Source organism: Cellulosimicrobium cellulans (genome assembly GCF_006539945.1).
GTDB lineage: Bacteria > Actinomycetota > Actinomycetes > Actinomycetales > Cellulomonadaceae > Cellulosimicrobium > Cellulosimicrobium cellulans.
Map to the genome: position 1 here is coordinate 72335 of NZ_BJNZ01000012.1, position 14508 is coordinate 86842.

12 protein-coding genes are annotated in these 14508 nt (G+C 75.4%); 8 read left to right on the forward strand and 4 right to left on the reverse strand.

Features of this window, described 5'->3' with window-relative positions:
• Positions 1–85 precede the first annotated feature (85 nt).
• Positions 86–2368, reverse strand: a complete 2283-nt coding sequence (locus CCE02nite_RS10945) for a HelD family protein (protein WP_141389673.1) — start codon at positions 2366–2368, stop codon at positions 86–88.
• Between the two features lie 181 nt (positions 2369–2549).
• Between CCE02nite_RS10945 and CCE02nite_RS10950 the strand changes: the two genes are divergently transcribed.
• From CCE02nite_RS10950 to CCE02nite_RS10970, 5 genes are all read left to right on the forward strand, one after another.
• Positions 2550–3881 (forward strand): PP2C family protein-serine/threonine phosphatase, encoded by a 1332-nt coding sequence (locus CCE02nite_RS10950; protein WP_308463693.1) that lies wholly within the window; start codon positions 2550–2552, stop codon positions 3879–3881.
• Positions 3882–3900: 19 nt separating this feature from the next.
• A complete protein-coding gene (locus CCE02nite_RS10955; RefSeq protein WP_141389674.1) occupies positions 3901–5526 on the forward strand; it encodes a sensor histidine kinase in 1626 nt (541 codons plus the stop codon).
• A 49-nt stretch (positions 5527–5575) separates the two neighbouring features.
• Positions 5576–6016 carry a response regulator gene (locus CCE02nite_RS10960; RefSeq protein ID WP_141389675.1) on the forward strand — a complete coding sequence of 147 codons (441 nt, stop codon included), beginning with the start codon at positions 5576–5578 and terminating at the stop codon, positions 6014–6016.
• A gap of 160 nt (positions 6017–6176) precedes the next feature.
• Entirely contained in the window at positions 6177–7103 is a 927-nt protein-coding gene (locus CCE02nite_RS10965; RefSeq protein WP_141389676.1) for a proteasome assembly chaperone family protein, read from the forward strand.
• Positions 7104–7423: 320 nt separating this feature from the next.
• Positions 7424–7627, forward strand: coding sequence for a cold-shock protein (locus CCE02nite_RS10970; RefSeq protein WP_034655075.1), 204 nt, complete (start codon positions 7424–7426; stop codon positions 7625–7627).
• 85 nt (positions 7628–7712) lie between these two features.
• Here CCE02nite_RS10970 and CCE02nite_RS10975 read toward each other — a convergent pair whose 3' ends face one another.
• Complete coding sequence (locus CCE02nite_RS10975) at positions 7713–8672, reverse strand: spermidine synthase (RefSeq protein WP_141389677.1); 960 nt, start codon at positions 8670–8672, stop codon at positions 7713–7715.
• Between the two features lie 79 nt (positions 8673–8751).
• Between CCE02nite_RS10975 and CCE02nite_RS10980 the strand changes: the two genes are divergently transcribed.
• The 3 genes from CCE02nite_RS10980 to CCE02nite_RS10990 are packed head-to-tail and all read left to right on the forward strand — an operon-like array spanning position 8752 to position 10923.
• Positions 8752–9195, forward strand: coding sequence for an SAV_6107 family HEPN domain-containing protein (locus tag CCE02nite_RS10980; RefSeq protein WP_141389678.1), 444 nt, complete (start codon positions 8752–8754; stop codon positions 9193–9195).
• Between the two features lie 39 nt (positions 9196–9234).
• A complete protein-coding gene (locus CCE02nite_RS10985) occupies positions 9235–10491 on the forward strand; it encodes a DNA polymerase IV (protein ID WP_141389679.1) in 1257 nt (418 codons plus the stop codon).
• Positions 10492–10527: 36 nt separating this feature from the next.
• Positions 10528–10923, forward strand: coding sequence for an SCO2097 family morphological protein (locus CCE02nite_RS10990; RefSeq protein WP_141389680.1), 396 nt, complete (start codon positions 10528–10530; stop codon positions 10921–10923).
• On the opposite strand, the gene CCE02nite_RS10995 is transcribed toward CCE02nite_RS10990, so the two are convergent.
• Together CCE02nite_RS10995 and CCE02nite_RS11000 are read right to left on the reverse strand one after the other, a co-directional pair.
• A complete protein-coding gene (locus CCE02nite_RS10995) occupies positions 10871–13171 on the reverse strand; it encodes a transglutaminase TgpA family protein (RefSeq protein WP_141389681.1) in 2301 nt (766 codons plus the stop codon). The genes CCE02nite_RS10990 and CCE02nite_RS10995 overlap by 53 nt on opposite strands.
• Positions 13168–14508 (reverse strand): DUF58 domain-containing protein, encoded by a 1341-nt coding sequence (locus CCE02nite_RS11000; RefSeq protein WP_141389682.1) that lies wholly within the window; start codon positions 14506–14508, stop codon positions 13168–13170. The genes CCE02nite_RS10995 and CCE02nite_RS11000 overlap by 4 nt, the downstream gene beginning before the upstream one ends.

Below are 14508 nucleotides of genomic sequence, written 5' to 3' on the forward strand. Positions count from 1 at the left end.
GCGCCCGGTCCGCGGTCCGGACCAAACGGGTCTTGACCTTCGGGACGAGGTGAACGGCCGACCCGCACGGCCCGGGCCCGCCGCGTCACGGGGCGACGCGCGCACCGCCGTCCGCGTCCGTGCGCGCCCGGGCGCTCGCTCGCGTGTCGGCGCCCGGCCCGGTGCCGGCGACGCCCGCGGGGAGGGCGCGCGCGTGCACGACGACGAGGCGCTGGGTCGGACGGGTCATGGCGACGTAGAGGTCCGACGCGCCGGACGGGCCGGTCGCGACGTCGGAGGGCTCCACGAGCACGACGGCGTCGAACTCCAGCCCCTTCACCTGGACCGGGTCGAGCACCGCGACCGGGGCGTCCGGACCGGCGTCCTCGAGGCCGAGAGCGACGCGCAGGTCCGCGACGGCCGGCGCGGCGGCGACGACGGCGACACGCCCCGACTCGGCGGCGACGAACTCCGCGCGGGCGGCGTCGGCCTCGGCCCGGACCCGGGCGGCGAGGTCGGCGGGCGCCGCCTCGACGACGCGCAGCGCGTCCTCCACGTCACGCGCGGACGTCAGCGGCGAGACGGGCAGCCCGGCGGCCAGGGCGGCGCGCCGTGCGGTGTCGGCCACGGAGGCCGGGGTGCGGTAGTTGACGGTCAGCTCCGCCAGGCGCCACGCGTCGCGGAACACCGGGTCGAGCATGCCCTTCCACGAGCGCGCGCCCGCGAGCGACGACGTCTGCGCGACGTCGCCGACGACGGTGAACGAGCGCGTCGGGCACCGGCGCACGAGCATGCGCCACGCCATCGCCGAGAGCTCCTGCGCCTCGTCGACCACGACGTGCCCGTACGTCCACGTGCGGTCCTGCGCGGCGCGCTCGGCCGTCGTGAGGCGCGGGCCGCTCGCCGAGAAGCGCTCGGCCAGCACGTCCGCGCCGACGATCCCGCCGCCGGCGCCCGACGACTCGAGCACCTGCCGCGCGTACTCCAGGTCCTGCGCGCGCTGCGCCGCCCGCGCGGCGGCCTCGGCCCGTTCCGCCTGGTCGTCCTCGCCGAGCAGCTCGGCGGCCTCGTCGAGGAGCGGGACGTCCGCCGGCGTCCACGGTGAGCCCTTCGGCCGCTCCAGGAGGCGGCGGTCGGCCGGCGAGAGCTCGGGCGCCGCCTCGGCGAGCCGGTGCGGCTTGGTCCACAGGTCCTCGATCAAGCGCTCCGGCGTGAGGGGCAGCCACGCGAGGTTGAGCGCGACGCGCACGTCGCGGTGGGAGCGCAGGTCCTCGAGGGCGAGCGCGCGGTCCTCGCCGACGAGCGGCTCGCCGAGCCGGCGGCCGTACTGGTCGACGAGCCGCGAGAGCATCTCGCGGACGAAGGTCACGCGCGCGAGGTTGTGCGGCTTGTGCGTGCGCCGGGCCTTCGCGATCGCGTCGCGGACGTCGCGGCGCCGGATCAGCAGATCGTGGCCGTCGAGGCGCACCGGGACGTCCGCCGCCGGTACGCGCTCGCGCGCGCGCACCGCGCGTCGCACCGCCCGGGCCATGACGGCCCGGCCCTTGACGCGGGCGACGCGGGGGTCCTCCGCGCCGTCGGCGACGACGCCGGGGAGGAGGTCGGCGATCGTCGTGCTGACGACCCCCGTCTCGCCGAGCGACGGCAGCACCTGGTCGATGTAGCGCAGGAACGAGTGGCTCGGGCCGACGAGGAGGACGCCCGAGCGCTCCAGCACCCTCCGGTGCGCGTAGAGGAGGTACGCGGCGCGGTGCAGGGCGACCGCCGTCTTGCCCGTGCCCGGGCCGCCCTGGACGACGAGCGCGCCCGCCAGCCCGGACCGGATGATCGTGTCCTGCTCGGACTGGATCGTCGCGACGATGTCGCCCATGCGCCCGGTGCGGCCCGCCGCCATCGCGGCGAGGAGCGCGCCCTCGCCCGAGAGCGTCGTCCCGGTCACGGCCTCGGGCGCGTCCAGGTCCAGGAGCTCGTCCTCCAGGCCCGTCACGTCCCGCCCGCGCGTCACCAGGTGCCGCCGCCGGACGACGCCGTCGGGGTGGGCCGCCGTCGCGCGGTAGAAGGACTGCGCCGCGGGCGCGCGCCAGTCGGTGAGCAGGCTGGTGTGCTCGGCGTCGGTCAGGCCGATGCGCCCGACGTAGCGGCGCGTGCCGTCGTCGAGGTCGAGCCGGCCGAACGCGAGCCGGTCCTCGACCGCGTCGAGCTGTGCGACGCGGTCCTCGTACAGCGTCGCGAACGCGTCGCGCTCGCTCCGGTTCTGCGGCGAGCCGGACGGTCCGGACCGACGGACGCCGTCGAGCCGCGCGCGGGCGGCGGCACGCAGCTCGTCGAGGCGCGCGTAGAGGGTGTCCACGACCTCCTGCTCGAGCCGGAGCTCGTCGATGCGTCCCACGCTGTCCCTTCCCTCGACCGGGCGTCGCGCCCGAGCACCCGCCCGTGACACGGCCGTCCATTATGGCCCACCCGCGTCCGGCCCCGGACCTGTCCTCGGCGCGTCCCGCACCCGTGACCGGCCCCGACGCGCGGCTGACGCTAGGATCGTGGGCCATGGCGACCAGAGGGGAGCGGGCGTCGTGACCGGGTCCGACCGTCAGGTCCCCGCGCGGCCCTCGGCGCGGGGCGACGACGCCGGCGCGCGTGACCAGGTGCTGTCCGAGCGCGCGGTCCTCGCCCCCACGGACGAGCTGCGCATCCTCCTCGTCGAGGACGACGACGGGGACGCGATCCTCGTCGAGGAGCTGCTCTCCGACGGGAACCTCACGGTCGAGCTCCACCGTGCGACGACGCTCGACGCCGCGCTCGAGATGCTCGTCTCGCGGCCCGTCGACTGCGTCCTGCTGGACCTCGGGCTGCCCGACTCCGTCGGGCTGTCGGCGGTCGAGCGGGTGCGGACCGGCACCCACCCGCCCGCCCTGGTGGTCCTGACCGGGCACTCGGGCATCGACCTCGGCGTCCAGGCCGTCGCGGCGGGCGCCGACGACTACCTGGTGAAGGGCGAGGTCGACGGCGACCTCCTGGGCCGGTCGGTGCGCTACGCCGTGCAGCGGCGCATGTCCGTCGAGCAGCAGCGAGCGCTGTACCGCAGCGAGGTGCGGGCGGCCGAGACCGCTCGGCTCGAGCGCGCGCTCCTGCCCACGCCGCTCGTCCAGGACGACCGGCTCGACGTCATGGTGGGCTACGTCCCCGGCGGCAACGGGCTCCTGGGCGGCGACTTCTTCGACGCGGTCGAGCGCCCTGACGGGACCGTGCTGTGCGTCATCGGCGACGTCGCGGGCCACGGTCCCGACGAGGCCGCGCTGGGCGCGACGCTGCGCACGGCCTGGCGCACCATCGTGCTCTCCGACACCCAGCCGGAGGGCATCCTCCCGCTCCTGGAGCGCGTCCTCGTGCCCGAGCGGGCCCGCCCCGAGGTCTTCGTCACCCTCTGCCAGGTCGTGGTCTCCGCAGACCGCCGGCGCGCCGAGGTCTACCTCGCGGGGCACCTCGCGCCGCTCCTGCTGCGCGACACCGCGACCGAGATCACGCCCACGGCCCGCGGCCGCGCTCTCGGGATCCCCGTCCAGGGAGGGTGGACGTCGCAGTCCGTCGAGCTCGGGGAGCGCTGGGCGCTCATGCTCTACACGGACGGGCTCGTCGAGGCGACGGTCGCGGGGCCGGGGGTCTCGGCGGGACCGCAGGCCCGCCCCGAGCGTGTCGGCGTCGACGGCCTCCGCCGCGCCGTCGACCGCGCGCTCGAGCAGGGCGTCGAGGGGGTCGTGGAGCGCGTCTTCCGCCGCGTGCGCGACCTGCACGGCGGCCCGCTGGCGGACGACGCCGCGCTCCTCGTGCTCGGTTGGGGCGGGGACGAGGGCACCCCCGGCGAGCGCACGGCGACCCTCGCGGACTCGGCCGAGTGGGCCCGGTGAGGGCCCGGTGACCAGCACGGTGAGCGAGACGACCGGCACGGCGCACGCCGGGCGGCGGCGCGCCCCCACCCTGCGCCGCCGGCTCGGGTGGGCGCTCGTCGTCGCGGGCGTGATCCTGCTCGGCGTGCTCGCGACGTCGGCCATCGCCCTCTCGCGCGTGCTGACCACCCAGGGTGAGGTCACCGGGCCGTTCTTCGACGCGGTGACCGAGGCGGACGCCGCGTACGTGGGCCTGCTCGACGCCGAGGTGGCGGTGCGGGCGTACGTCGCGACCGGGGACGACACGGCGCTCGAGGCCTACACCCGGGCGGTCGGGACGGACGCCGAGGGAGTCGTCCCCGACCCCGCGCTCGTGGACCTGCTCGGGCTGGACGAGGAGCAGGCGGCGACGCTCGCGCAGGCCGACGCGTCGGTGCGCGCCTGGGTCACCGAGTACGCCGAGCCCGCGATCGCGACCACCGAGGACGACGGCCCGGGACGGGTGCGCGCCGTGGACCAGGCGCACGGGGCGGAGCTGTTCGGCGCCGCACGGGCCGACACCGCGCGGTACGTCGACGCGATCCGCGCCGAGCGCCTCGAGCGGCTCGACACGCTCGACCGCTGGAGCAGGGCCCTCTTCGGGAGCGTCCTCGTCCTCGTCGGCTCGGCGCTCGCGGTCGGGATCATCCTCTGGGTGTGCCTCAAGCGGTGGGTCACCGAGCCGATGGCCGGGCTCGCGCACCGTGTGCGGCTCGTGAGCTCCGGGAGCCTCGACGAGCCGGTCGTGACCTCCGGCCCGGCGGAGATCGCGGACCTCGCCCAGGACGTCGAGCACATGCGTGTCGAGCTCGTGAACCAGGTCGCCGAGATCAAGGCGTCGCACGAGGACGCCGCCCGCTCGCACGAGCTCCTCGCGGAGCAGGCGAGCGAGCTCGAGCGGTCCAACCGCGACCTCGAGCAGTTCGCCTACGTCGCGTCCCACGACCTCCAGGAGCCGCTGCGCAAGGTCGCGAGCTTCACGCAGCTCCTCAAGAAGCGGTACGGCGGCGAGCTCGACGACCGCGCGGACCAGTACATCGACTTCGCGGTCGACGGCGCCAAGCGCATGCAGCGGCTCATCCAGGACCTGCTCGGCTTCTCGCGGGTCGGCCGCACGGGCAACGAGCGCGTCGACGTGGACCTCGAGAGGGAGCTCGAGGGCGTGCTCGAGGACCTGTCCGAGAAGATCGCGGAGACCGGGGCGAGCATCACGCACGACCCGATGCCCGTCGTCGTCGGCGAGCGGGCGCTCCTGCACCAGCTCCTGGCGAACCTCCTCGGCAACGCGCTCAAGTTCCGCGACCCCGACCGGACGCCCGCGGTGCACGTGGGCGTGCTCGCACGGGACACGCACTGGGAGTTCTCGGTCGAGGACAACGGGATCGGGATCGACCCGCAGTACGCCGAGCGCGTGTTCGTCATCTTCCAGCGCCTGCACGCCAAGGACGTGTACGAGGGCACCGGCATCGGCCTCGCGCTGTGCAAGCGCATCGTCGAGTACCACGGCGGCCGGATCTGGATCGAGCCGCGGGAGGGCGGGACGACGATCCGCTTCACGCTCGCCCACGCGTACGTGCACGCGCAGGTCGGCTACGCTCGCTCCGACCACGACGGCGCGGAGCAGTGATCCCCGAGCGAACCCTGCCCGCGCGCGACGACGACGAGGAGAGCCCCGCATGAGCCACGGCAGCAAGCCGATCGACGTCCTCCTGGTGGAGGACGACCCCGGCGACGTGCTCATGACGCGCGAGGCGTTCGAGGACCACAAGGTCACCAACCGCCTCTCGGTGGTCGCCGACGGGGTGAGCGCGCTCCGGTTCCTGCGCAAGGAGGGCGAGCACGAGGGCGCCCCGACGCCGGACCTGATCCTGCTCGACCTCAACCTGCCGCGGATGGACGGGCGCGAGGTCCTCGCCGAGCTCAAGGCGGACGAGGCGCTGCGCAAGATCCCGGTCGTCGTGCTGACGACGTCGGAGGCCGAGGAGGACGTGGTGCGCAGCTACTCGCTGCACGCCAACGCCTACGTCACCAAGCCGGTCGACTTCGACCGCTTCATCGACGTGGTGCGTCAGATCGACGACTTCTTCGTCTCCGTGGTGCGGCTACCCGGTCGCTGACCCGGGCGCGGGCCGGTCCGGGGGCCCGTCAGGGACCCGCCGCGGGCCCGAGCCGGTCTCGCCTGGTCGGGAAGAACCGCGGCACGAGCCGTGTTGTCCTCGTCAGGCCCGTCGCGCGCCGTCGGCAGCGCACGGGCGAAGGACGTCACGAGGAGGATGCATGCTGGACCCTCGCGGGATCTACGAGCTCGACGAGCAGGCCGTCGCACGCCTGTGGCCCACGCCGCCCGAGCCGGGCGCGGGGCCCGTGCTGCTGCACGCGGTCGCGGGGTTCGTCGACGCGGGCAGCGCGGGCGAGGTCGCGGTCGACCACCTGCTGGGGATCGGCGAGGTCACCCGTGTGGTGACGTTCGACGTCGACCAGCTCCTCGACTACCGCTCCAAGCGCGCCACGATGACCTTCAGCACGGACCGGTGGTCCGACTACGACGAGCCGCACCTGGTGATCGACCACGTGCGCGACGCCGAGGGGACGGGGTTCCTGCTGCTGCACGGCGCCGAGCCCGACGTGCAGTGGGAGCGCGTGGTCGCCGCGGTGCGCGACGTCGTCGAGCGCCTGGGCGTGTCGCTCACGGTCGGCTTCCACGGCATCCCGATGGGCATCCCGCACACGCGGCCCCTGTCGGTCACCGCCCACGCGACGCGGCCGGAGCTGCTGGGGGACCACACGTCGTGGTTCGGGACGGTGAAGGTCCCGGCCAGCCTGGCGGCCCTGCTGGAGCTGCGGCTCGGCCGGGCGGAGCACGACGCGCTCGGCGTCACCGTGCACGTGCCGCACTACCTGGCGCAGTCGTCGTACCCGCCGGCGGCGGTGGTCGCGCTCGAGCACGTGCAGCGCGTCACCGGTCTGGACCTCGCGACGAGCGGGCTCGCCGAGGCGGTGCAGGAGGCGAAGACCGAGGTCGAGCGCCAGGTGCGCGACTCCGAGGAGGTCGCCGCGGTGGTCCGCGCCCTCGAGGAGCAGTACGACGCGTTCGCGCGATCCGTGGGGCGCACGAGCCTGCTCGCGGAGTCCGCGCCGATCCCGACGGCCGACGAGCTCGGCGCCGAGTTCGAGCGCTTCCTCGCCCAGCAGTCGGGCGACTGAGCCCCGCCGACCCGGCTCGCCCCGGTCCGCGGACCGGGGTGGAATGTGCCGAAAAATCATCACGAGAGGTGGCGAGTTCCGTGGCGGACCGGACGTGGTCCGTGCCACACTGTCACCCGTTGCAGTGACGTACTTGCGCACGACCCGGTGCAGGGCCGGTACGTGGGTCCGCCCGGCGGGGTGGTCCGGCGTCGGGCCTGCCGGCCGCACACGGCCGGGGCGCCGGCGAAGGACGTGGGACATGGCATTGCGGCGCACGGGGGTGGACGAAGGGTCCGCTCGCTGATGTCCCCGGATGGACAGAAGGTCAGAGGAAGAGCATGGCGCAGGGTTCTGTGAAGTGGTTCAACGCCGAGAAGGGCTACGGCTTCATCGCGCAGGACGGCGGCGGTGCCGACGTCTTCGTGCACTACTCGGCGATCGAGTCGAACGGGTACCGCACGCTCGACGAGGCGCAGCGGGTCGAGTTCGAGATCACCCAGGGGCCGAAGGGTCCGCAGGCGGAGAAGGTTCGTCCGCTCTGACGTCCACGACGTCTGGCGGCCGGGCCTCCCGGTCGCCGCAGCAGTGCAGGAGCCGCGCCCCCTCGGGCGCGGCTCCTGTCGCGTCTCAGGAGCCGACCGCCGCGGTGCCGCCGGTCGGCACCTCCTCGGGATCGTCGAGCACCGGCGCGGTGCCGACGAACGCGCGGAGCTCGTCGCCCGTGACGACGCGCGCGGGGACGGCGAGCGAGCGGACCGCACGCGCCAGCGTCGTGCCCGACAGGCTCGGCGCACCCGACCCGGCACGGACCGCGGCCAGCACGACGTTGCCGTAGCGCCGGCCCTTGAGCTGCGCCGGCTCCGCGATCGCCGCGACCCGGTCCTGTGCGGCGGACGTCTCCCCGAACGCGGCCGCGAGCGTCGCGGCCTCGCGGCGCGCCGTCGTGAGCGGCGGACGGTCGGCGCAGTTGACCAGGTAGACGCCGCCCGGGCGCAGGACGCGGTGCACCTCGGCCGCCATGCCGACGGTCGTGAGGTGGTCGGGCGTGCGGTCGCCGTCGAACACGTCGCGCACGACGACGTCGTACGAGGCGTCGGGCAGGCTCGCCACCGCGTGCCGCGCGTCGTCGGGGCGCAGCCGGAGGCGCGGTGCCCGCGGCAGGTCGAACCACGTGCGCACCAGCTCGAGCAGACGGGCGTCGAGGTCGACCCCGAGCTGGGTCGAGCCCGGCCGGGTGTGCTCGACCCAGCGGGGCAGGCTGCACCCCGCCGCGCCGAGGTGCAGCGCGCGCAGGGGCGTTGGGCCGAGCTCGTCCACGACGGCCGCCATCTGCTGCATGTACTCGAACGCGAGCATCCCGGGGTCGTCGAGGTCGAGGTACGAGCTCGGGACGCCGTTGACGTAGAGCGTGACGGCCGACGGGTGGTCCAGGTCGCGCTCGACGTGCGCGGTTCCGGTCGACGTCGGCACGGGCCCGGTCGGGAGCTCCGGCCCGGCCGCGGCGCCGCGGCCCCCGCTGCCCCGGCGCCGGGGCGGTGTGGGTGGCGCGGAGGACCCTGAGGAGCGTCGGGAGGTGCGTCGAGCCATGTGCTCACCGTACGGGCTGGAGGACGCCCGACGTTGACAGGATCGAACAGGTGTTCGATAGTGGAGGAGGAGGTGCGCGATGTCGAACGAAGCAGGCGCGAGGGGGGCGGCCGCCGTCCCCGCCGAGGTCCGTCGGCTGCTGGACCGCGCTGACGCGGAGCTCGTCGCGGCGGCTCTCGCGCAGGACGCGGGCGAGCGGTTCGTGCACGCCCATCTCGGTGCGCTGCGCGCCGCGGCGGCGGTCGTCGCGCTGCGCGCCCGACCGGTGCGTCGCGGTCGAGCCCGCTCGGTGTGGGACCAGCTCGCGGAAGCCGAGCCGTCGCTCGCCGCATGGTCCGGCTACTTCGCGAGCGGGGCGCGTGTCCGCGCCGCCGTCGACGCGGGCCGGTTCGACGCCGTGGACCCGCGCCGGGCCGACGAGCTCATGGCGTGCGCCGAGGACTTCCGCGACGAGGTCGCGATGCTCGTCGACCCGGATGCCGGGTTCGTCCGGCTGCCCGGTCTGCGGACGGTGGCGTCGTGACCCTGGCGCGGCCCGCGTCGGACGCCCGGTGAGGCGGCGATGAGCCGCGGGCCGCGCGCGGTCGTCCGCCGTGACTGGGGCGACGACGAAGAGGGGTGCTCCATCCTCCACGTCGACATGGACGCGTTCTTCGCGTCCGTCGAGCTCGCCCGGCGACCCCAGCTCGTGGGGAGGCCGGTCCTCGTCGGCGGCGCGGAACGAGGCGTCGTCCTCGCGGCGACCTACGAGGCGCGGGCGTTCGGCGTCCACTCGGCGATGCCGATGGTCACCGCGCGCCGGCTGTGCCCGCAGGCGATCGTCGTCCCGCCGGACCACACGCGCTACCACGAGGTCTCCCGCGCGGTCATGGCGGCGATCGGCGAGATCACCGCGCTCGTGGAGCAGGTGAGCGTCGACGAGGCCTTCCTCGACGTGAGCGGGGCGCGGCGGCGCCTCGGGCCTCCGACGCGGATCGCGGCCGAGCTCCGGCGTCGCGTGCGGGCCGAGCACGGCATCACCTGCTCGGTCGGCATCGCGACGAACAAGTTCGTCGCCAAGCTGGCCTCGACGCACGCCAAGCCCGACGGCGTGCTCCTCGTGCCGGCGGCCGCCACCGTCCCGTTCCTGCGCACGCTGCCCGTCGGCGCGCTGTGGGGCGTGGGGGAGCGGACCGAGAGCGTGCTCGCGCAGTGGGGCATCCGCACGGTCGCCGAGCTCGCCGACACGGACGTGGCGTCGCTCCAGGCGGCGGTCGGCAAGGTCGCGGGCGCGCACCTGCACGACCTCGCGTGGGGGCGCGACCCCCGGCCGGTCGAGCCGGAGCGGTCGGAACGGAGCATCGGTGCCGAGACGACGTTCGCGCACGACCTGCGCGACCTCGCGGCGGTCCAGGCGCGCGTGCTGGAGCTCGCCGACCGGTGCGCCGGCCGGCTGCGCCACCAGGGTCTCGTCGCGCGCACTGTGAGCGTGAAGGTCCGGACGAGCGACTTCCGCACCGTGACCCGCGCGCGGACCCTCGGCGCCCCGACGGACGTCGCGCGCGAGATCTACCTCGTGGCGCGCGAGCTCGTCGCGAGCGTCGACCTGCGGGGCCTCGCCGTCCGGCTCGTGGGGGTCCGCGCCGAGGGTCTCGAACCCCGTGCGGAGGCCGTCGTGCAGCCCACGCTCGAGGAAGCCGTCGAGGAGACGAGCGCGGCCCGGCGTCGGGTGGAGGAAGCCGTCGACGCGGTCCGAGGGCGGTTCGGGGTGAGATCCATCGCCATGGGGCCCGCGAGGGCCCGCTCGACTACCACCCCCGCGGATGTCGATCTATCCTGAGGGTGACACACGACCACGTGGAGAAACGGGGTGCTCATGCCTCTGTCTGAGTACGAGCAGCGGGTATTGGAGCAGATGGAGCGCGCGCTCACCTCGGACGATCCGCGGTTGGCCAACACGCTCCAGGCGCCACGGCGACGTTCGGCGCTGCGTTACGTCCTGGCCGGAGTCGGCGTCGTCGGCGGCCTCCTCCTCCTCGTGCTGGGTGCTGCGCTCTCGCAGACCTGGCTCGGGGTGATCGGCTTCGTCCTCATGTTCGGGGGCGTCGTCCTGGTCTTCCAGTCTCCGCGCTCGTCGCGCAAGGGACCGGTGGGGACCGTCGAGGCGGACGGTACCGTCCGCCCTGCCGCGCCGAGCAAGCCGGGCCGCAAGCCGTTCCTCAGCCGACTGGAAGAGCGCTGGGACCGTCGGCGCGAGCAGGACGGTCGCTGAGCGACTCCTCGATCGCGTCGACCGCCGCGTCGACGAGCTCCTGGAGCCGATCGGGGCGGGCGACCGTCCGCGGCTCCGGGGCGTAGCGCTCGGCCTCGAGGGCGGACGCCAGCCCGGCGACCGCCTCGGCGACGTCCTCGTCCCGCGGGTGCTGCCCGCGACGCGCCTGCAGCGCCGCGACGACCGCCGCGGGAACTTGCCGGGGTGTCGTCGACGACGGCCACCGGACCTCGAGCGCCCCGAGCCGTCCGGTGAGCTCGGCCCACGCGTCCTCGGCATCCCGCAGGCTCTGCGTCTCGGACCGTCGACGGAGCGCGAGCCACAGCGCGCCGCAGACGGCGATCGCGACGAGGAGCGCGACGCCCACGACGAGCAGCCAGGGTGCGCCGTCGTCCTGAGCGCCGCCGTTCGTCCCGCCCGTGCCGGGCGTGGTGGGCACCGGGCTCGCGGGGGCGGAGGGAGCCGCGGTCGTCGCGCCCGGCGTCGGCACGTTGCCGGGGTCTCCCGGGCCCCCCGGCGTCACGGCCACGGGGGTCGCCCACCGCGGGGTCGGGCCCGTCTGCTGGGCCGGGGTCGGCTCGAACCGCACCCAGCCCTGCCCCGGGAACCAGAGCTCCGGCCAGGCGTGGGAGTCGCGCCCGGTGACCTGGAAGCTCGAGTCGTCGACGCGTTCGCCCGGCAGGAACCCGACGCCGAGACGTGCGGGGATGCCGAGGGTCCGCGCCATCATCGTCATCGAGGTCGCGAACTGGACGCAGTATCCCGTCCGGTCCTGGAGGAAGTCCCAGACCGCGTCGCCGGAGTCGCCCGGCGGTACCTCGGTCGAGTAGGTGAACTGCGAGACGTCGCGGAAGTAGGTCTGCAGGGCGAGCGCCTGGTCGTAGCGCGTCGGAGCCCCGTCGACGACGGCGGCGGCCAGGTCGCGGATGTCCTGCTCGTGCTCGGTCGCCGGCACGTCGAGGTAGTTGGGGTCGTCCGGGTCCGCGCCGGTCGCCCCCCGCAGGGACGCCGCGTCCAGCGGCCGGGAGAAGACCGCGAGCTCGTACGCGGTGCCCGCGCCGGTCGGCTGGTCCCCGAGCACCTCGTCGCGGACGTCGTCGTACGACCAGTCGCCGTCGATGTCCACGGTGCGGGGCTCGGTCGGGACGGGGAGCTTGGTGTCCCGCAGCGACTCGAGCGTGACGCGCACGGACGTGGGATCCTCGACGCCGGCCGGATCGGTGGGCCACAGCAGCTGGTCCGCGCCCTCGATCGGGGTGCCGTCGCGGTCCGCGCCGCGCCGCCAGTTCGTGCCGTCGAAGCCCGTGAGGGTGAACACGCGGAGCGGGCCGACCTCGTCCGCGTCGGTCCGGTAGCGCAGCACCACCTCGCCCGATCGCTCCGCGAGGTCGCGCCGCATGTCGAGGTCGTCGGAGAGCCGCACCGTCTGCCCGGTCGAGGAGAACAGGCGCGACCACGACGCGGACGCGACCTCGGGGAGCGAGGCGCTCGCCGAACCGAGACCCAGGGCGACGACCGCGACGGCGACCGCCACGACGAGCGCGCCGGCGGCCCGCAGGCCGCCGGCCGCACGGTCCTCCGCGCGGCGTGCGGACGCGCCGCGCCGCACGGTGCGGTGCGGGTTGTCGACCGCGAGGAGCAGGACGAGCGCGACCACGGTCACGACGAACGCCAGGGGTGGGATCTCGCCCATGATGACGAGCCCCGGGATCCACAGGGCGAGGAGCGGCAGCGCGACCCCGGCGCTCAGGCGGAGCCCGCCCGCCATGAGGTCGGCGACGAGGAAGACGACGATCGCGCCCCCGACAGCCATGAGTGCGATCGGCAGGCTCGGGTCGATCGGGGCGACCTCCGCGAGCGTGAGGTCCCGCGCCGTGGAGAGCCGGGACAGGACCCGGTCGACGTTGGAGAGGCCGATGAGGAGGGAGAAGCGGTCGGTCGGGCCCCCGTAGAGCCCGAGCAGCGCCCAGAGGCCGACGACGAGACCGGCGAGCGAGGGGAGCAGCGCTGCCGGCGGGGCGAGGACCTCGCCCCGTGCCGCGTGGCCGCGCTCGAGGGCGTAGCGCGAGATCCCGGTCACGAGCGCCAGGACCGCGACGGTGCGCACCGCGGTGCCGGTCCAGCCACCCGGCCCGATGACGCTCCCGAGCGCGTACGTCGACGCGACGACGGCGACGGCGACGAGCCCGCTCGTCGCGAGCACGCGGAAGCCGACAGGGGTCGAGGTGTCCGGTCGGGACGTGGTCATCGCGAGCCCTCCACGAGCAGGGTCCAGGCGTGCTCCAGGGACGCCGACGGGTCGACGAGCGCCACGTGCCACCCGGTGGACCGCAGGGTGGCCACGGTCTCGAGCGCGTCGGCGTGCTCGGGCGCCCAGGGCCGTGCGCTCACGACGAGCGCGCGGTGCAGGCCGTCGCCGGCCATGGCCGCGACCGTGTGCCGGGCGACGGAGCCGAGCGGGCCGAGCACCGCGACGGTGATCTCGCCCGGACGCCGGTCCCGCCGCAGCGCCTCGGAGGTCGCGACGACCGAGCGGTCGGCGTCCGCGACCACGTGGTGCCCGTGGAGGTCGACGGTGGCGTCCAGGAGGTCGGCCGGGCCTTCGCCCGAGCGGTTGACGCGGAAGCCCGTGCCCGACACGACGGGAGCGAGCGACGTCGGGACGAGCCGGACGGGGTGCCCGGCCTGGAGGAGGGAGACGCCGATCGACGCGGCGCACTCGACCGCCCACTCGCCGTCGGCGAGGGCGCGTGGGCTCGACGCGGCGAGCTCCGGGTGGGGCAGGAGCCCGCGGTCCAGGAGGACGCTGACGGGCGGCAGGCCCGCGCTCTCGTCCGCGCGGACCATGAGCTGGCCGTGCCGGGCCGCGCTGGCCCAGTGCACGCGCCGCGGGTCGTCGCCGGCCACGTAGTCGCGCAGCACCGAGTCATCGCTCGACGCGAGCCGAGCACCCGACGCGGAGCGCTCGTGCTCGCCGAACGCCCGCGACCCGCGGACGGGCAGCTCGACCGTGCGCGGCCACACCGCGACGGCGGTGGGGTCGCCGAGCTCCTGGGTCGCGCTGACCAGGCCGAAGAGGTCGACCCGCGTCGTGAGGAGCGGGCCGAGCGGCCACCGGCCACGGCGGAGCGGGCGCAGGCGGTAGCGGACCGCGATGTGGTCGCCCACCGTCGCGACCTGAGCCCGCAGGGAGCCCTGGTCGCACAGCTCGTGCGCCGCCTGCTCGCTGATCCGCAGGCGGGCGAGCGTCGTGGCCGTGGACGACGTCGCCCGCGTGGCCGCGACCGTGAGGCGCGCCGTCGTGAACTGCCCGCGCACGGCGGGGTTCGGCTGGACGCGGCGCGTCACGTGCAGGGCGCCACGGCCGCGGTCGATCCGGCGCACGGCCATCCAGCACCAGGCGGCGCCGACGGCGAGCGCCCCCGCGACCCCGAGCCCGACGAGGTCGGGCAGCCCGAGCGTGACGCCCAGGACGGCGAGCGCGGCGCCGGCGGCGAGCACCACCGTGCCGCGGCGGGTCAGGCGCGCGCTGGCGAGGCTCCTGCCCCTGCCGCGGAGCCGCGCGAGGAACGACGGGGCGCGCAC

Bases quoted from the DNA above. Each gene is read 5' to 3' on its own strand.
- CCE02nite_RS10960 (WP_141389675.1), top strand. From the start codon at position 5,576: ATGAGCCACGGCAGCAAGCCGATCGACGTCCTCCTGGTGGAGGACGAC.
- CCE02nite_RS10965 (WP_141389676.1), top strand. From the start codon at position 6,177: ATGCTGGACCCTCGCGGGATCTACGAGCTCGACGAGCAGGCCGTCGCA.
- CCE02nite_RS10970 (WP_034655075.1), top strand. From the start codon at position 7,424: ATGGCGCAGGGTTCTGTGAAGTGGTTCAACGCCGAGAAGGGCTACGGC.
- CCE02nite_RS10975 (WP_141389677.1), bottom strand. From the start codon at position 8,672: ATGGCTCGACGCACCTCCCGACGCTCCTCAGGGTCCTCCGCGCCACCC.
- CCE02nite_RS10980 (WP_141389678.1), top strand. From the start codon at position 8,752: ATGTCGAACGAAGCAGGCGCGAGGGGGGCGGCCGCCGTCCCCGCCGAG.
- CCE02nite_RS10985 (WP_141389679.1), top strand. From the start codon at position 9,235: ATGAGCCGCGGGCCGCGCGCGGTCGTCCGCCGTGACTGGGGCGACGAC.
- CCE02nite_RS10990 (WP_141389680.1), top strand. From the start codon at position 10,528: ATGCCTCTGTCTGAGTACGAGCAGCGGGTATTGGAGCAGATGGAGCGC.
- CCE02nite_RS10995 (WP_141389681.1), bottom strand. From the start codon at position 13,171: ATGACCACGTCCCGACCGGACACCTCGACCCCTGTCGGCTTCCGCGTG.